The sequence below is a fragment of the Lysobacter sp. KIS68-7 genome (assembly GCF_021284745.1).
GTDB lineage: Bacteria > Pseudomonadota > Gammaproteobacteria > Xanthomonadales > Xanthomonadaceae > Noviluteimonas.
The window spans coordinates 1,667,171-1,683,121 of the sequence record NZ_CP089925.1 but is presented as its reverse complement, the minus strand read 5'-3'; the positions used below and the strand labels follow the sequence as shown (position 1 = coordinate 1,683,121).

General features: G+C 67.2%; 18 protein-coding genes. 7 read left to right on the top strand and 11 right to left on the bottom strand.

From position 1 onward, the window contains the following. Window positions 1-1,473, bottom strand: coding sequence for a hypothetical protein (locus LVB87_RS08110; protein ID WP_232897486.1), 1,473 nt, complete (start codon window positions 1,471-1,473; stop codon window positions 1-3). A gap of 132 nt (window positions 1,474-1,605) precedes the next feature. Then, the gene (locus tag LVB87_RS08105) at window positions 1,606-2,721 is read right to left on the bottom strand and encodes a hypothetical protein (RefSeq protein ID WP_232897485.1); all 1,116 of its coding nucleotides are present in this window, start codon (window positions 2,719-2,721) and stop codon (window positions 1,606-1,608) included. 169 nt (window positions 2,722-2,890) lie between these two features. Here LVB87_RS08105 and LVB87_RS08100 point away from each other — a divergent pair, with 169 nt between their 5' ends. Further along, entirely contained in the window at window positions 2,891-4,201 is a 1,311-nt protein-coding gene (locus LVB87_RS08100; protein WP_232897484.1) for an aminotransferase class V-fold PLP-dependent enzyme, read from the top strand. Here LVB87_RS08100 and LVB87_RS08095 read toward each other — a convergent pair. The 3 genes from LVB87_RS08095 to LVB87_RS08085 form a co-directional block, all read right to left on the bottom strand. Continuing rightward, window positions 4,143-4,586: a hypothetical protein gene (locus LVB87_RS08095; RefSeq protein ID WP_232897483.1), complete on the bottom strand. Its 444-nt coding sequence runs from the start codon at window positions 4,584-4,586 to the stop codon at window positions 4,143-4,145. The genes LVB87_RS08100 and LVB87_RS08095 overlap by 59 nt on opposite strands. Window positions 4,587-4,704: 118 nt before the next feature. Then, window positions 4,705-4,911: a hypothetical protein gene (locus LVB87_RS08090; protein WP_232897482.1), complete on the bottom strand. Its 207-nt coding sequence runs from the start codon at window positions 4,909-4,911 to the stop codon at window positions 4,705-4,707. Window positions 4,912-4,983: 72 nt separating this feature from the next. Further along, window positions 4,984-5,286 (bottom strand): hypothetical protein, encoded by a 303-nt coding sequence (locus LVB87_RS08085; protein WP_232897481.1) that lies wholly within the window; start codon window positions 5,284-5,286, stop codon window positions 4,984-4,986. 139 nt (window positions 5,287-5,425) lie between these two features. Between LVB87_RS08085 and LVB87_RS08080 the strand changes: the two genes are divergently transcribed. Continuing rightward, a complete protein-coding gene (locus LVB87_RS08080; RefSeq protein WP_232897480.1) occupies window positions 5,426-5,941 on the top strand; it encodes an EF-hand domain-containing protein in 516 nt (171 codons plus the stop codon). Here the strand turns inward: LVB87_RS08080 and LVB87_RS08075 are convergent. Then, window positions 5,938-7,170: an ectonucleotide pyrophosphatase/phosphodiesterase gene (locus LVB87_RS08075; RefSeq protein ID WP_232897479.1), complete on the bottom strand. Its 1,233-nt coding sequence runs from the start codon at window positions 7,168-7,170 to the stop codon at window positions 5,938-5,940. The two genes, LVB87_RS08080 and LVB87_RS08075, sit on opposite strands and share 4 nt — an antisense overlap. 63 nt (window positions 7,171-7,233) lie before the next feature. Between LVB87_RS08075 and hutU the strand changes: the two genes are divergently transcribed. Genes hutU through LVB87_RS08060 form a run of 3 tightly spaced genes read left to right on the top strand, consistent with a single transcriptional unit; the run spans window position 7,234 to window position 10,112 of the window. Next, entirely contained in the window at window positions 7,234-8,898 is a 1,665-nt protein-coding gene (gene hutU, locus LVB87_RS08070; RefSeq protein WP_232897478.1) for a urocanate hydratase, read from the top strand. A 30-nt stretch (window positions 8,899-8,928) separates the two neighbouring features. Next, window positions 8,929-9,384 carry an OsmC family protein gene (locus LVB87_RS08065; RefSeq protein WP_232897477.1) on the top strand — a complete coding sequence of 152 codons (456 nt, stop codon included), beginning with the start codon at window positions 8,929-8,931 and terminating at the stop codon, window positions 9,382-9,384. 47 nt (window positions 9,385-9,431) lie between these two features. Continuing rightward, window positions 9,432-10,112, top strand: a complete 681-nt coding sequence (locus LVB87_RS08060; protein ID WP_232897476.1) for a SpaA isopeptide-forming pilin-related protein — start codon at window positions 9,432-9,434, stop codon at window positions 10,110-10,112. Window positions 10,113-10,115: 3 nt separating this feature from the next. Here LVB87_RS08060 and LVB87_RS08055 read toward each other — a convergent pair whose 3' ends face one another. Beyond that, window positions 10,116-10,520, bottom strand: a complete 405-nt coding sequence (locus LVB87_RS08055; RefSeq protein WP_232897475.1) for a hypothetical protein — start codon at window positions 10,518-10,520, stop codon at window positions 10,116-10,118. 198 nt (window positions 10,521-10,718) lie between these two features. On the opposite strand from LVB87_RS08055, the gene LVB87_RS08050 reads away from it, so the two are divergent. Next, a complete protein-coding gene (locus LVB87_RS08050) occupies window positions 10,719-11,528 on the top strand; it encodes a DUF4349 domain-containing protein (RefSeq protein WP_232897474.1) in 810 nt (269 codons plus the stop codon). A gap of 39 nt (window positions 11,529-11,567) precedes the next feature. Here the strand turns inward: LVB87_RS08050 and LVB87_RS08045 are convergent, their stop codons facing one another. The 3 genes from LVB87_RS08045 to LVB87_RS08035 are packed head-to-tail and all read right to left on the bottom strand — an operon-like array spanning window position 11,568 to window position 13,568. Continuing rightward, the gene (locus LVB87_RS08045; protein ID WP_232897473.1) at window positions 11,568-11,978 is read right to left on the bottom strand and encodes a VOC family protein; all 411 of its coding nucleotides are present in this window, start codon (window positions 11,976-11,978) and stop codon (window positions 11,568-11,570) included. Between the two features lie 37 nt (window positions 11,979-12,015). Then, window positions 12,016-12,459 carry a helix-turn-helix transcriptional regulator gene (locus LVB87_RS08040; protein WP_232897472.1) on the bottom strand — a complete coding sequence of 148 codons (444 nt, stop codon included), beginning with the start codon at window positions 12,457-12,459 and terminating at the stop codon, window positions 12,016-12,018. Further along, window positions 12,456-13,568, bottom strand: coding sequence for a sterol desaturase family protein (locus LVB87_RS08035; RefSeq protein ID WP_232897471.1), 1,113 nt, complete (start codon window positions 13,566-13,568; stop codon window positions 12,456-12,458). Before LVB87_RS08035 ends, LVB87_RS08040 begins: the two co-directional genes overlap by 4 nt. 215 nt (window positions 13,569-13,783) lie before the next feature. Between LVB87_RS08035 and LVB87_RS08030 the strand changes: the two genes are divergently transcribed. After that, window positions 13,784-15,202: a hypothetical protein gene (locus LVB87_RS08030; protein WP_232897470.1), complete on the top strand. Its 1,419-nt coding sequence runs from the start codon at window positions 13,784-13,786 to the stop codon at window positions 15,200-15,202. 44 nt (window positions 15,203-15,246) lie between these two features. Here LVB87_RS08030 and LVB87_RS08025 read toward each other — a convergent pair whose 3' ends face one another. Continuing rightward, entirely contained in the window at window positions 15,247-15,483 is a 237-nt protein-coding gene (locus LVB87_RS08025) for a hypothetical protein (RefSeq protein WP_232897469.1), read from the bottom strand. Window positions 15,484-15,951 lie beyond the last annotated feature (468 nt).

Below are 15,951 nucleotides of genomic sequence, written 5' to 3'. Positions count from 1 at the left end.
TTACTGGATCAGCGTCGCCTTGACGAAGGCTTCCCGCGAAATCCGGAAATCCGCATGCCCGCCTTCCATCGGCGCGCGCACCAGGGCGACGCCGCCGTCGACCGACAGCAGCGTCGCGGTGCGCGGCGGGCCGTGCATCGTGATGAGCTGCAGGATGTGGCCTTCGTAACGCGGCAGTTCTTCCCAGTCGATGCGCCCACCCGGCGCCATCTGCGCTTGCGGCGCCGCAGGCAGGGACGAGGCGTACTGCGGATGCTCCGGTGCGGCGGCGGCCGGCGCAGGCGCGATGTTCGCCACATCGGTCGCTTCGGATTCGACCGACGCGTCGATTGCGGTCGGCACGAGCACCGGCGCCGACGACGGCGCGATGCCGCCGTTTTCCTTCGCCATCGCGGCGAAGGTCGCGCCGCCCAGTGCCTCCAGCGGGCGCGGCTGCGTGCCACGCCACTGGATCGGCGTGTTGCGGCCGCCGTGTTCGAGCTTCGCGGCCAGGCGCAGCATCGCGCTGCCGTTCTTGCGTGCGGCCGCGCGTTCGGTGCTGTGCAACGGCGCGGTGTATGCGCCGCCGAACGCAATCTGCCCGCCCTTTTCGGCGAAGTCTGCGTAGTCCATGGCAGTGGCCGGATCGACCGCCAGGCCGCGCGCTTCGAGCAGGCGCTGCACCGCCGCCAGGTGGCGGGCGACGAATGCGTGCGGATCGACACCATCCTGCTTCGCGCAGAACGCGTTGCGCGCGGCCACGAAACCGCGGTCGCTCACATCCCAGCGCTCGGACACGGTCGAGCTTGCGGTTTCGGGCAACTGCAGCAGGCTGGTTTCCTTCGCCAGCGTTTCCTGGCGGTCGAACTGCAGGCGCGAGGACCCCGGGGTGTTCAGCACGATGCGCGTGTCGACGCGGCTGTCGGCTTCGTGCAGCGCGATCTGGAGCGAAGTCGGCTCGAGGTCCAGGCCCATCTGCGCCAGGTCTTCGCGGGTGAATTTCGCGTGGGCCATGCAGCCCTCGCTCTCGAACGGCGATGCGCTCAATGCACCGATCGGACCCAGCGTGCCGAGCGTCGGTTCGAGGCCGGAGTCTGTGTCGAATCCGTCGAAGGTGAGCTGCAGCTCCCCGACGTCCGCGGTGTCGAGCCGGCGGTCGAGCAGGTTGCGGGCGAAGAACATCCAGCCGTCCTGCGTGTGGATGCGCAGGCGCTCGAAGCGCAGCACGTTGGCATCCGCTCCGGCGGGCGCCGGCGCGTCGGCCGAGCCTTCCACGTAGAGGGCCACGTCCTTCGCGACGATGTCGCCGTTGAAGTCCACCCAGACCGCACCGGATTCGGTGTCGGCATTGTCGAAGACGACATTGAGGCTGCGCCCGACCATGACGCGCGCCTGCTGGTGCACGAGATAGACCAGGCTGCCGACCAGCACCAGGCCGGCCAACGCCACCCAACGCGCGCGTCCCCCGCGCGAACCCGAATACCTGCGCCCCATCGAACTGATCCCCTATCCGTTCGCGGGGAAAACTAACACGGGCGCCAGAACGCGAACCGCGTCGCATTTCTCGCTTTTCGCGTGCGCTTCGGCGCTTCGGCGGCCGGGAGCGACCGCCTGTCGGTTGGCGCGTTACTGCGTGGCGTGCGCCGGCGCCGCATCGCCGGCTTCTTCGGCGGCGTCCGCGGCGGCCTTCGCCTGCGCGTCGAGTTCGGCCAGCGGGCTTTCGTCGGCGCACTTCTTGTCGGGAAAACCGAACTGCGGGCGCAGCGCCAGGCCGCAGGCGTTGATCGCATCGACGTCCTGCCCCGGCTGCGAACAACGCTGGGCGAACGCGCGGTGGAAGGCATCCTCGCGGCGCACGAAGTCCAGGCCGCAGCGGCGCACGAGGCCGATGCGCTCGAGGTCTTCCTGCGCGGCGTTGCGCCCGATCAGGCCGAAGGCCTGCAACTCGTCCGGCGACAGCAGGCGCAGGCTCTGGTTGGGCACGGTCATCATGAAGTCGGCGACCGCGACGCTGGCGCCGTTTCGCTCCAGGTATTCCTTCATCGCATCGTGCACTTCATGCAGTTCTGCGCTGAGCTGCGCGCGCGAGGTCGCGTCGGACTGGATGCGGATGATGCGATGCACGCCGACCGCGCCGGAGATCACGCGATCGTCGCCGCCGGCGAGCAGCAGCACGCACGCGCTGTGGCAGACGGCGCCTTCGCGCACCCACATCGTCCAGTTGGTGTTGGCGATGACATCGCCGGCGCGGATCGCGTCTTCGACCTGGCCGCCGCTGGAATCGATGTCGAGAATGCGCTGCCTGATCCCCATGCGCGTGGCCATGTTGGACACGCGTTCGACGAGCGTAGTGAAGTCGCCCGCCACGCGGCCCTTGTAGCGCAGGCGCACCACGCCGACGTCCTTGCACGGGAGCATCGCGTCGAGCAGCGTGAAGAAGCCGAGGTTGCTGAAGGCCTCGCCGTCGCCGTTGGCGACGTAGTCGGTGCTGCAGCTGATCGAGGCCTTGCCGGACTCGAGCTTCGCTTCCGGCCACTCGGTGGTCTTGGCGATGTCGACCGTCTTCTTTTTCGGCGGTGCGACGTCGACCGACACCGCACCGAAATCCGGACCGTTGTCGGCGCTGGTCTGCGTGTCCGGCGCGGCGGCAGGCGGCGTCGGCGGCGCCTGCCGGCTGCAAGCGGCCATGGCGAGCACGAGGAACGCGGCGAGGAAGGGCGCAGTGGACGAGCGAAGGGACATGACGCGAGCAACATTGTTCGAACCGTAGAGCCAGTGTAGGGGCTGGTGTCGCGAAAGAAAGGAATCGCACGTGAATCTTCACGAAAGTGCAGGTTCTGCCGCGTTCATGCCTGTCCGCTGCACCGCGCTGCGGGCGTTGGCTTTACGACCCCCTGCCCCGGAGCCCGCCATGGACCTCACCCGCCGCCGCTTCCTGGCCACGCCCGTTGTCCTGGGCAGCGCGGTCGCTTCTTCGGCTTGGCTGGCCGCACTGGCGGCGGAAACCGCGCCCATGCCGAACCTCTCGACCTGGGAGGCCGTGCGCGCCCAGTTCGCGCTGGATCCGGCGCTGGCGCATTTCGCGAGTTTCTTCATTTCCAGCCACCCCGCGCCGGTGCGCGATGCGATCGAGGCCTGGCGCCGCGCGATGGATCGCAATCCCTTCCACGTCATCGACGGCGGGCTGTTCGAGGATGAAGCCCACAACATTCCGCTGCAGGTGCAGGCGACGATCGCGCATTACCTGGGCGGCCGCGCCGAAGACGTGGCGCTGACGCGTTCGACCACCGAAGGCCTGGCGCTGATCTACCACGGCCTGCAGTTGCGCCCGGGCGATGAAATGCTCGTCACCACGCACGATCATTTCTCGCACCACGTGTCGGCGCAGTACGCCGCCGAGCGCACCGGTGCGAGCCTGCGCAAGGTGCCGCTGTACGACGATGCGAAGGACGCAAGCGTCGACAGCCTCGTCGCCAACCTGCTCAAGGGCATCGGCCCGAAGACGCGCACCGTCGGCCTGACCTGGGTGCATTCGAGCACCGGCATGCGCCTGCCGATCCGGGAGATGGCGCAGGCGCTCAAGGCGAAACACCCCGATGTGCTGCTCATCCTCGACGGCGTGCACGGCATCGGCGCCGTGGACGAAACCATCGCCACCATCGGCGCCGATTACGTCAGCGCCGGCACGCACAAGTGGATGTTCGGCCCGCGCGGGACGGCCATCGCCTGGTCGACAGCGGACGGCTGGGCGCGCCTGCGCCCGCTCATTCCGAGCTTCAGCGAATGGGAGTCCTACTACGCGTGGACCGAAGACCGCCCGATCAAGGGGCCCACCAACGCGTCGCGCATGGCGCCCGGCGGCTTCCACGCCTACGAGCACCAATGGGCGGTGAAGGCTGCCTTCGACATGCACGAAGCGATGGGCAAGGCCCGCGTGGCGCAGCGCATCCACGCACTCAATACACAACTGAAGGACGCGCTCGCGGGGCATCCGAAGATCCACGTGCACACGCCGCATGCGCCGGAACTGTCGGCGGGCCTGGTCGCTTTCGAAATCGCCGGCATGAAACCGGAGGACGTGGTGAAGCGACTCGGCGAACAGAACATCGTCGCCAGCACGAGCCCGTATGCGGTCGTCTATGCGCGACTCGCGCCGAGCCTGGTCAACACTCCTGCGGAAGTGGACCGCGCAGCGGCGGCAGTGCGTTCGCTGGCCGGCTGACGCGCTCGTCGGCGAGCAGCCAGTCGAGCGCTTCGGTGGTGGTGGCGAAGCGGCGGAAACGGAAGGCGCGCGCCTGCGCGTGTTGTTCGACGTCCTGGTTGATGCGCGCGCCCTCCGGGTAGAGATAGGCGATGCGGCAACCACGCAGGCGGTGCTCGCCGGCCAGGCGCTCGGCGAATGCAGCACTCGCTTCCAGGGGCTCGTTCGCGCAATGCGCGCCGATCATGTCGATGAGGATGCGATGGGGGCGACGGGTCGCACGGGACTGTTCGATGTGCGCGAGCACCTCGTCCAGCACCTTCGCGCGCTCTTCCAGCCAGACCTCGCCCCACAACGTGCAGGTGACCAGCCCGAGGTACGGGTTGGCTTCGACTTCGTGCGACATGCGCCCTGGTTCCCCTGCGCGATCCCCACGTCGCGCAAGCGGACAGTGTCATGCGCCATGGGCGCGCGAATGCGCCGATGGTCACGGGTGGCGACTTCACGGGTGGCGACTTCGGGGGTCAGGCCGTGTGCGCCCGCGGGGGTTCCGAGTCGTCCTCGGCCAGCTGCTGCATCAGCGACTGCCCGGCAGGCGTCAGGCTGATGCCCTCCTCGCTCACGTCGACGAGGCCGGAATCCTTCAACGCAGTCACGATGAACGGAAAGATCGGTTCTTTCCGCTCGAGTGCGTCCAGGATGAACAGATATTCGTATTCAGTCGGAGACATGGCGCAATGCTATGCGCGCCATGGTCAAAGCGAAGTGACAAAAAACAGTCGTAAGTGGCTGGATTTCTCGGATCAAACGCGCGAGACGCGTTTCCCGTGCACACGCGGCCACAAGCGCCGTGGCCGCTTGCGGAAGCAAGGATGCTTGCGGCCAAGCAGGGCCAGCGCTTCAGGCCATTGAAGCAAGGCAAACGCGTTCTGGTCGATTTCGGCGAGCAGGCGCGTACAGAGCGTGTCGTCGAGCGGGCCCGGCAGCCGGGCGCGTGCACACGGCGTGAGCGGACCATGCAGTCGTTCGGCCTGCTGCGTGGGGTGCATGCAGGCGGGCACCAGGACGAAGGTCCCGCCCGCTGCGGTGTAGAGCGCGACGTCCATCGAGGGACTGTAGGCCTGCTGTCGGGTTGCCGCGATGCGGCTTCCTGAACCGCTCAGCTTGGGCGGTCAACCGCGAGACGTGCCCGGCGTTCTCCCGACCACGCGCGGCATGTCGCCGCCCGGACGGAGACCTACCCCGATGAAAATCGCCATGCTCGCCGCCGCGTTGCTCCTGCTTCCGGTGGCCACCCTCCACGCAGAAGAAGGCCATCGCGGCCGCCACCATGAAGGCCTCGAGCGCCTAGACACCGACCAGGACGGCCGCATCAGCCGCGCCGAATTCGATGCGGGGCGCGCCGCGCGCGATGCACGCATGGCGCAGCACCCGGAGCGCGCCGAATGGAAGCGTGCCGAGTCGAACCAGGGTTGGCATGAACCTGATTTCGCCGCGCTGGACGCCAACCACGACGGCTACATCGTGCGCAGCGAACTGCGCGCCTACCACGAGCGCATGCGCCCGCTGCGCGAGGCCGAGCGCAACAAGCGCTTCGACGAACGCTTCGTCGCCGCCGACCTCAACCGCGACGGCAAACTCGGCCGCACGGAAGTGAGCGAAGCGATGCCGCGCCTGAGCGACGAGTTCAACTGGCTGGACGAGAATCGCGACGGGTTCCTGTCGCGCGCGGAACTGAAGGCCGATCGCGACCGCCGTTAACGCAATGCGGGCTGCAAGGGAGCGAGCGTGCCGTCGTTCGGAAGCGCCGGCACGCCGATCAACTTCGCCAGCAACGGATACACATCGACGTTGTCGAACACCGGCAAGCGCGCGCCCGCGCGGAACGCCGGGCCGCGCGCGATGAACAAAGCACGCATCGAAGGCAGCGCGGGGTCGTAGCCATGCGACCCGCGTGCATGCGCCGGGCGCTTCGCGAATTCGCTGCGGCGGATGGCATCCCAGCCTTCGTCCACCTGGCACACGATCGGCGGAATGCGGGGATGCGTGCCGAAGTGCCAGCGCTCGGGCAGCGCCTCTTTCTTCCAGCATTCGTAGCGATCATGGCGACCGAGCAGGCGCGCCTCGGCGGCGCGCGCGTGTCCACGCTTCGGAATGAAGCCCACGACCTGGCCGGTCGACACCACGTCGACATCCTCGACGTCGACCATGTCCTCGATCGCGATGACCTGCCCCGGCGGCACTTCCGCCATGCCGTGGTCGGAGACGATGACGAGGTTGGTGTCGTGCAGGCCGTGCGCATCGAGTTCCTGCACGAGGCGGCCGATCGCGGCGTCGATCGCCGCGATGTCGCGCTGCATCTCGGGTGAATCCGGACCGTTCGAATGACCCGTCTTGTCGAGCAGTTCGAAGTACAGCGTAGCGAAACGAATGCGCGGCGTGGGCTGCGCAAGCCACGCCACCACTTCGTCGACGCGTGCGTCGTTGGACATCGCCGCGTCGTAGGCCTTCCAGTGCGTCGGGCGCACGCCGCGGATCGGCGCCTGCGAACCCGGCCAGAACATCGTGGCCGCATGCAAGCCGGCGCGTTCGGCCGTCACCCAGAGCGGCTCGGCGCCGTTCCACCAGCGCGCGTCGCTCGCGTTGGCTTCGTCGCTGCCCTTGAAGCCGCCGAGCTGTGCATCGTGCATCGTGTTGTGCACGACGCCGTGGTGGTCCGGGCGCAGGCCGGTGACCAAGGTGTAGTGATTCGGGAACGTGAGCGACGGATACGACGGCGTCATGCCCTCGCCGCGCACGCCTTCGTCGGCGAGGCGCGACAGGTTCGGCGTCAGCCCGCGGTCGAGGTAGTCGCTGCGGAAGCCATCGATGGAGACCAGCAGCACCGGGGGCGCATCGGGCGACGGCGGTGCCGACGGCGCGACGCTCGCGCAGGCCGCGAGCACGGAACACAGCAGCAGGGCCAGCGCGGCCCGGATCGATGGCGTCATGGGGGGCCATCATACGGCCGGTGCCCGATGCGATAATCCCGCTCCCCGACGCCGGAGCCGACGATGTCCACCCGCAAGGATCCCAGCCGCACCATCCGCGCCCCGCGCGGCAACCAGCTCAACTGCAAATCCTGGTTGTCCGAAGCGCCCTACCGGATGCTGCAGAACAACCTCGATCCCGAGGTCGCGGAGAATCCGGCGGAACTGGTCGTCTACGGCGGCATCGGCCGCGCCGCGCGCGATTGGGAATGCTATGACGCGATCCTCAAGTCGCTGAAGGAATTGCGCGACGACGAAACGCTGCTCGTGCAATCGGGCAAGCCCGTCGGCATCTTCCCCACGCACGCCGACGCCCCGCGCGTGCTGCTCGCCAACTCCAACCTCGTCCCGCACTGGGCGACGTGGGAGCACTTCAACGAGCTCGATAAGAAGGGCCTGATGATGTACGGCCAGATGACGGCCGGATCGTGGATCTACATCGGTTCGCAGGGCATCGTGCAGGGCACCTACGAAACCTTCGTCGAGATGGGCCGCCAGCATTACAACGGCGACCTCACCGGCAAGTGGATCCTCACCGCGGGCCTGGGCGGCATGGGCGGCGCGCAGCCGCTCGCGGCATCGCTCGCCGGTGCGTGCTCGCTCAACATCGAATGCCAGCAGTCGCGCATCGACATGCGCCTGCGCACGCGCTACGTCGACGAACAGGCCACCGACCTCGACGACGCGCTGGCGCGCATCGAGAAGTACTGCGAAGCGGGCCAGGCGAAGTCGATCGCCCTGCTCGGCAACGCCGCGGAAATCCTGCCGGAACTCGTGCGCCGCGGCGTGCGCCCGGATGCGGTGACCGACCAGACCTCCGCGCACGATCCCGTGCACGGCTACCTGCCGATCGGCTGGACCGTCGAGCAGTGGCTGCGCATGCAGACCGAAGATCCGGGCCGCGTGCGCGACGCTGCGAAGAAGTCGATGCGCGTGCACGTCGAGGCGATGCTCGCCTTCGAAGACATGGGCATCCCCGTGTTCGACTACGGCAACAACATCCGCCAGATGGCGAAGGACGAAGGCTGCGCGAACGCATTCGACTTCCCGGGCTTCGTGCCGGCCTACGTGCGTCCGCTGTTCTGCCGCGGCGTGGGCCCGTTCCGCTGGGTCGCGCTGAGCGGCGACCCCGAGGACATCTACAAGACCGACGCGAAGGTGAAGGAACTCATCCCCGACGACGCACACCTGCATCGTTGGCTGGACATGGCGAAGGAACGCATCAGCTTCCAGGGCTTGCCCGCGCGCATCTGTTGGGTCGGCCTGGGCCTGCGCCACAAGCTCGGCCTGGCGTTCAACGAGATGGTGCGCAACGGTGAGCTCAAAGCGCCGATCGTGATCGGCCGCGACCATCTCGACAGCGGCAGCGTCGCCTCGCCGAATCGCGAAACCGAAGCGATGAAAGACGGGAGCGATGCGGTCAGCGACTGGCCGTTGCTCAACGCGATGTTGAACGTGGCCGGCGGCGCGACGTGGGTGAGCCTGCACCATGGCGGCGGTGTCGGCATGGGCTACTCGCAGCACTCGGGCGTGGTGATCGTGTGCGACGGCACGGAAGACGCCGACAAGCGCATCGCGCGCGTGTTGTGGAACGATCCGGGCACGGGCGTGATGCGCCACGCGGATGCAGGCTATGACATCGCGAAGCAGTGTGCGAAGGAACAAGGCTTGAAGCTGCCGATGGTCTAAGCGCAGCTTCGTACTTCCGGAGACTCAGCCGTGGCCGCAACAGATCCTGCATCCCTGCTCATGGAAGGCGAAGCCCTCGCCCACTCCGACAACCAGGGCTTTCGCACGACCCTGAACATCGCGGGGCACGCGATGGTCGCCGACGAGCCCACCGCCGTCGGTGGCACCGACAGCGGGCCCTCGCCCTACGGCCTGCTCTCCGGTGCGCTCGCCTCGTGCACGGCGATGACCCTGCATGCTTATGCGAAGTTGAAACAACTGCCCGTCACCGGCATCCGCGTGCACGTGAAGCACCAGAAGGTGCACGAACGCGATTGCGAACGCACCGACGACGCGAACGCGAAGCTCGACCGTCTGGAGCGCACGATCTGGATCGAAGGCGACCTCGACGACAAGGTGCGCGCGCGCATGCTCCAGATCGCCGAGCGTTGCCCGGTGCACCGGACCCTGGGCATGCAGGTGAAGATCGTCACGCAGGCCGGGTGAGCGGCGTTCCCGCGTTGGACCGGGTGCTACCACGCCGGAGCACCCCGATGCCGTCCGTCGATCCCCGTTCACGCCGCAAGGTCCTGATCGCAGGTGTCACCGCCCTGGCCTTCTCGTCCCGCTGGAGCGCTGCCCTCGCCGCCCTGCTGCCGACGCCGGAGCAGACCTCGGGTCCCTTCTATCCCAAGGTCCTTCCGCTCGAACGCGATGCGGACATGACGATGTTGAAAGGCCACGCGACCCGCGCCGCCGGTCAGGTCATCCACGTGGCGGGCCGCGTGCTCGACGAAGACGGCAAGCCCGTGGCGGGTGCCACGCTGGAAATCTGGCAGGCCAACGCACACGGGCGTTACGCGCATCCGGACGACAGGAATCCCGCGCCGCTGGATCCAAACTTCCAGGGCTACGCGAAGATCACCACCGATGCCGATGGTCGATACGCGTTCACGTCCATCAAGCCGGGCGCGTATTCGACGGGAAACACGCTGCGCACGCCGCACATCCACTTCGAAGTCGCCGGCGGGCGCGAGCAACTCACCACGCAAATGTATTTCCCCGGCGAGAAACTCAACGCGTCCGACCAGATCTTCAACGCGATTCCCGTGAACAAGGACGCTGCGATCGCGCACGCGGTGGCGCCCACCGAGGGGATGGCGTCGGATGCGCTGGCATTCGCGTGGGACATCGTGCTCGGCCCACAGGGTGGCACCGGACAAAGCGTGATGTAGGCGCTAGGGCTTCACGTCCGGCGGACCAACGCGGTCCATCGCCGGCGGCGGCACGCGCATGCGCATCGTGCCTTTGCGCAGGTGCTCGCAGCGCTCGGCCGTGTCCGCGCAGAAGAACGCGACGCCGATGCCCTTCCATTGGTCGCCTTCCATCAAACGATGGAAGCGCGTCGCCGTGCCGTCGTCGCGGTAGAACACCCAGACATCGTCGTCCGATTCGTAGACGGTGAACGCCTCGCGCGCCACCTGCACGCGACGCGTAAGCAGGACCATCGACTCCAGCGCGCGCAGCGTGGGCGCGAACAGACCGGTGCATTCCCAGTGCATGTCTTCGTCGTTGAAGGCATCGCCGGGCTTGGGGGTGCAGGACTCGGTGACGGGGCGGTCGGCGAAAGGGGGCGGCTCCACGGCCAAGGATTGTGCCGAAGCGAGGACCAAAGACAGGGCAAGGGCCGGGATGCGCATGTGCGGATCCTATCCGAGGCCGCACCGCTGAATCGCATGTAACCCCGCCCGCGCCTTCCCTCCGTTGTGCACGCCACGCCTCCGGCATGATCCGCCGCGCAGGTCGACCGTCGTCCAAAACATTCTTCGGGGAGAGAACGGATGCGCGCCACCCATTGGTCGGGATTTTGTTTGTTGGCCTTGTTGCTGGTGGCCTGCGACCGCGAACGCGCGGCCAGCGCACCGGCGGCGGCTGTTGCCGACGTCATGGAGCCGGGCCCACCGAAGCCGGCCGACGCCCCAAGACGCACGCTCGCCTACGAACACACGGTCACCATCAAGCTCGCGGAAGCCGACATCCCCCGCCGCATCGACGCGATGCAGCAGGCCTGCTTCTCGCAATCCGTCGGCGCGTGCGAAGTCCTCGATGTGCAGCAGCGTGGCGGCGACCACCCGAGCGGCTCGATCACCGTGCGCGTGGTGCCGAAGGGCGTCGACCTGCTCATCCGCCAGGCCGGCCAGGGCGGCGATGTCGCCGAACGCACGACGCGTGCGGAAGACCTCGCCGAAGCAGTCGCCGACAACGCACTGCGCCGCAGCCGCCTCGAAAAGGAACACGCGCGCCTGCTCGAATTCCAGGACAAACCGAACGTCAAACTGGAAGACATGCTGAAGCTGTCGGAGCGATTGGCCGACGTGGAAGCGCAGTTGGATGTCGCGAACCAGCAGTCCGCGCAACAGCAGCGGCGCATCCAGACGCAACTGCTGACGCTGCAGTTCCAACCGCCCGGCGTGCAGGCCGGCGGCTCCGAAATCGGCAATGCCTTGCGCGACTCGACGCAGATTGCGGCGACGACGATGGCGGGGCTGATCCGGGTTCTGGCGGCGCTGGTGCCGATGGGGCTGATCGCCGGCGTGGCATGGGCGCTTTGGCGCATGAAGCGGCGTTGGCGTGTCGCGCAGGGCGACTGAATGCAAAAGGCCCCGCGCATGCGGGGCCTTTCATTCGGATCACCGCACTTCGTTGATCCGCACGTGGTTCCCCGCCGGATCGCGGAATGCGCAATCGCGCACGCCCCACGGTTGTTCCGTCGGCTCCTGGATGACTTCCGCGCCGCTCGCCTGCAGTCGGTCGAACACGCCTTCCAGGTCCGCGCTCGCGAGGATCACCATCGCGTAGGTCCCCTTGGCCATCATCTCGTTGATGGTGCGGCGCTCGTCGTCGGTGAGGCCGGGCGCCGCGGCCGGCGGGGTCAGCACGATGCAGGTGTCCGGTTGGCCGACGGGGCCGACGGTGAGCCAGCGCATGCCGCCGTAATCCACGTCCTTGCGGAGCTCGAAGCCCAGCGCGTCGCGATAGAAGGCCAGCGCGGCGTCCGCGCCGGTGTGCGGGAGGAAGCTCGAATGGATGGTGATGTTCATCGGGTGCGATCCGGGTCCGTGGGGAGGTCCACGGAAGTCACTCTAGTTCCGGCTCGGGGGCCGGCGCTTCTCGATTCCTGATCGGTCTTGCTACTTGCTTCGCCACGCACGAAGGCAGCGCCTCTGCGGCGGGTGCATCCAGGCGGCGGAACGCGCTGGGCGACATGCCGACCAACTCGCTGAAGCGCGTGCTGAAGGTCCCGAGCGACGAGCAACCGACCGCGAAACAGATCTCGGTGACGCTCATCTCCGAGTTGCGCAACATCGCCATCGCGCGCTCGATGCGCCGCGTCATCAGGTAGCTGTAAGGCGACTCGCCGTAGGCCTGCTTGAACTCGCGGCTCAGGTGTCCGGACGACATGTGCACGCCGCGCGCGAGCGCTTCCACGTCCAGCGGCTGCGCGTATTCGCGATCGATACGATCGCGCACGCGACGCAGGCGTGCGAGGTCGCGCAGCGTCGTGTCGGTCTTCTCCGTCACTCGCGCCCCACGTAATCGGCGTACACCTTCTTCGGCCCCAGTGGCATCAAAGTCTGTTTCCAGAATCCTTCCGGCACCGTCTCCAGCTTCATCACGCCGTACTCCTCCGGCCACGTGCCGCTCGGCGGGCGCTTGAAGGTGCCCATCAGCATGTCGACCAGCGGCAGGTGGATCGCGTAGTTCACGTCCATGTAGTCGACGTGCCGAGCGTGATGCCAGTGGTGGTAACGCGGCGTGACCAGCACGTATTCGAGCCAGCCGAAGTTGGTGCGCAGGTTGGCGTGCGCGAGCACGGCCTGCACGCCGACGAGGATGACGTAGGCGTTGATCGCAGGCGCGGAGAAGCCGAGCACGACCAGCGGCAGCAGCACCGCCGAACGCGTCATCAGGACCTCGACGAGGTGGATGCGCGAGCCCGCGAGCCAATCCATCTGCCGGCTCGAATGATGCACCGCGTGGAAGCGCCAGAGCCACGGCACGTTGTGGTACACGCGATGCAGGCCTGCCTGGAACAGATCGGCGACGAACACCGCGATCAGGAATTGCCCCCAGATTGGCAACGACTGGATCGCCTGCTTGAGCGAAGGAAACGCCGCGAACGCCGCGATCGTGCTCGTCGACGCCGTCACCGCGATCAACACGAACTGCACGAGCACGTGGCTCATGAAGAAGTACGCGAGGTCGGTGCGCCATGCATGCCGCAACGGCGAGATCGGCCGCACCGCGAGCATGCGTTCGATCGGGATGAAGACCAGCGCGGAGAAGAACAGCGAGATCACGAACCAGTCCAGGCCCAGCGAGAACGGCGTGGACTCGATCTTGTCGAAATGCACGGTTGCCCCACCGAGCAGGACCGCGAGTGCAGCGGAGCCCACACCGACGAGCGCAACGCGCTTGCCCCGATCTCGCAGGATCGACACCGTGCCGAGCACGAACGCCGCGACCAAGCCGAAGAGCAACAGATTGCGCGCGAACTGCTCGGTGTAGACCGCGCGGAAGTCGCGGCTGGTGAGCAGCTCGGGGAAGTGGAAGCAGAGGACGCCAAGGAGTGCGGAGAGGCCCAGGCCGGCGGAAATGTGGGCGAGCCAGGAGGGCTTGGGGCGCGACATCGGGGTCCGTTCCATGTGTGCGAGTTGCAAGGACGATAGCGATTGGCGCGCGGGGAGGCCATCCCCCAGCCCTTGCGCCTCAAGCTCGACAGTGGAGTGGTCGAAACAGACCGCAATCGCTATCGTCACGAGATTCCAATGGAAGGTCGCTCGCGATGTTGCACCGGTCACATGCCGCATGGGCAAAGGAACGCCTGGGGCGCGCACTACAGCGAGTGCTCGGCCATCCCATTGAGGCGACTGAGTACGCCGAGGTGATTGCAGGCCTCAACGGCCGCCGCTTGTTGCAGCTCGATTCGGCGCTCTGGCTGGGTAGCTACGAGGCTGCTGAAGCAAAAGCCGTCATCCTCCAACTCGCCGACGCCCCCGACCGCGCCGTTACCTTGTTTGTCGCCGGCTGCGACAGCTCCGGCTACGCCCGCGAAGCCGCAGTGCGGGCGATGTGTGCCTATCCGGGGCCGGTCGCATTGTCGCTGGCACTGCTGCGTGCGGACGACCACGTGCCGCAGGTCCGCGATGCCGCGCTGGTGCTGTTGGCGAGCGTATTGCACGAGATTCCTGCACGGGCGCTGTTCGATCGCCTCGACCTCGTGTTCGCGCTGCGGGCACGGTCAAACTTCGATGCGTACGCGTGGCCGACCATGCACCAGATCCTCTTGGATGCGCGCAGCTCGGACGACCGCTGGGCTGCCGCGCGCAATGGCACCCAGGAAGTGCGCCGCTGTGCCTGGCGCCTGATGGCGCAGGCCGACACCGAAGTCATCGATGCACGCCTCGCGGACGCGGTGCGGGACCCCGACTTCTCCACCGCGCTTTGGGCGCTCGATCGGGCCAAAGGCATCGACGACTGGCGGGCCGTCGCGGACGCGGCGGCGGCACATCCGCACGCATCGGTCCGCGCCGAAGCACTGCGCCTGCGGGTCGCCCGCGACGGCGACGCCGCCCTGCCCCAGGTCGAGGTCGCTTTGTTCGATCGCGCCCAGACCGTCCGTCTGGCTGCTTCGTATCTGACCCGCGGCCGCGTCGATGCCATCGCGCGCTGGCGCGCTGCGGCCGACGGCACCGAAGAGCGTGCGCGAGTCGTCGGACTCTGCGCCCTCGCAGAACTGGCGCTTCCCGACGATCGGACGCGGATGCTCGACGCGCTCGCGGACTCGAGGCCCCTGGTGCGTGCCGGCGCGCTGTCGGCGCTGGTGCGCTCGAACACCGGAGAGGTCGCGCCGCATGTGTTGGCGGCCATTGCAGATCCGTCTCCGCGCGTCGCCCGCGTTGCCTTTCGCCTCGCGCGGAAGCGCTACGTGCGGATTCCGGCGGAACTCCTCGACAAGCGATTCAAGGAATCCCTGGCTGCGGCTGCACGCGCGCGCGTGGTGGCCAACGTTGACCTCGCGGGCAAATGGGAGGCCCTCATGCTGCTGCTCGCATGGTGCGCCGATGCGTCCGGCGACGACTCCCTGATGTTGCGCGACGCGCTGGGACATTGGCTACAGTCGGATGCGAGTGCGCAGTCGCCGATTCCCGCTGGCATGCTTGCACCACTTAAAGAAGCGATCGAGCGCGCCCGAATTGCCTGGCCGCAGTGGAGAGCATGGGAAGTCCTGGCCTTTGCTTTGCGGACCAGTTATTCCACGTAGGATCAAAAAGCGCCGCGTTTCCGCGGTGCGTTCGTCTGAACGCATCATCTGTCGGAATTAGCCGTCCAGTAAGCCGCGTCAACCACATCATCGATCTCGCGCGAAAAGTGGTTGAACCACCACGCGAGCAGCGCGGGCGTCAACAACGCCTCCCGGCGCGACTCGGGCGAAGCGGAAGCGCTTAGTTGCACCAACACGCGCAGGCGATCGCGCAACTGGAAGAGCGAGCGTTGGGCCGCGTCCGGGAGGACGAAGGCAGTTTGGGGTGGGGATTGCCGCATGGGAGACCTCCTCGATCGCAACGTGGGGACTTGCGCTGCGAAGGCGAGCGCAAGGAGTCGGGAGGGTAAGAAACCGTCTTGAAGTCGGCTGGGCGTATTTCCTCTCGCGAGGTGTTGCATTTCGCCCCCTCCCGACGCGGAACGCGCGTCGGTCAACCGTTCCGCGATGCCAGCGGCCCGATCAGCTTTCAAGAAGGAGTTCTTACACTCCAGCGCCGATGCTGCTATTGCGCTGCCGGGCAAACAATCAGACGCGAGCGCGTCCGATAGCGGACGAATCTGGGATTTGCGATGGATGCGCGCTTCGCGCACCCATCGATGGACCTCGCGCACCCATCGATGGACCCCGCGCACCCATCGATGGACCTCGCACACCCATCGATGGACCCCGCGCACCCATCGATGGACCTCGCGCACCCATCGATGGGCCTCGCGCACCCATCGATGGACCTCGCGCACCCATCGATG

Excerpts from the sequence above, each read along its gene's own strand:
- LVB87_RS08110 (WP_232897486.1), bottom strand. The coding sequence starts at position 1,473 with ATGGGGCGCAGGTATTCGGGTTCGCGCGGGGGACGCGCGCGTTGGGTG.
- LVB87_RS08105 (WP_232897485.1), bottom strand. The coding sequence starts at position 2,721 with ATGTCCCTTCGCTCGTCCACTGCGCCCTTCCTCGCCGCGTTCCTCGTG.
- LVB87_RS08100 (WP_232897484.1), top strand. The coding sequence starts at position 2,891 with ATGGACCTCACCCGCCGCCGCTTCCTGGCCACGCCCGTTGTCCTGGGC.
- LVB87_RS08095 (WP_232897483.1), bottom strand. The coding sequence starts at position 4,586 with ATGTCGCACGAAGTCGAAGCCAACCCGTACCTCGGGCTGGTCACCTGC.
- LVB87_RS08090 (WP_232897482.1), bottom strand. The coding sequence starts at position 4,911 with ATGTCTCCGACTGAATACGAATATCTGTTCATCCTGGACGCACTCGAG.
- LVB87_RS08085 (WP_232897481.1), bottom strand. The coding sequence starts at position 5,286 with ATGGACGTCGCGCTCTACACCGCAGCGGGCGGGACCTTCGTCCTGGTG.
- LVB87_RS08080 (WP_232897480.1), top strand. The coding sequence starts at position 5,426 with ATGAAAATCGCCATGCTCGCCGCCGCGTTGCTCCTGCTTCCGGTGGCC.
- LVB87_RS08075 (WP_232897479.1), bottom strand. The coding sequence starts at position 7,170 with ATGACGCCATCGATCCGGGCCGCGCTGGCCCTGCTGCTGTGTTCCGTG.
- hutU (WP_232897478.1), top strand. The coding sequence starts at position 7,234 with ATGTCCACCCGCAAGGATCCCAGCCGCACCATCCGCGCCCCGCGCGGC.
- LVB87_RS08060 (WP_232897476.1), top strand. The coding sequence starts at position 9,432 with ATGCCGTCCGTCGATCCCCGTTCACGCCGCAAGGTCCTGATCGCAGGT.
- LVB87_RS08050 (WP_232897474.1), top strand. The coding sequence starts at position 10,719 with ATGCGCGCCACCCATTGGTCGGGATTTTGTTTGTTGGCCTTGTTGCTG.
- LVB87_RS08045 (WP_232897473.1), bottom strand. The coding sequence starts at position 11,978 with ATGAACATCACCATCCATTCGAGCTTCCTCCCGCACACCGGCGCGGAC.
- LVB87_RS08035 (WP_232897471.1), bottom strand. The coding sequence starts at position 13,568 with ATGTCGCGCCCCAAGCCCTCCTGGCTCGCCCACATTTCCGCCGGCCTG.
- LVB87_RS08025 (WP_232897469.1), bottom strand. The coding sequence starts at position 15,483 with ATGCGGCAATCCCCACCCCAAACTGCCTTCGTCCTCCCGGACGCGGCC.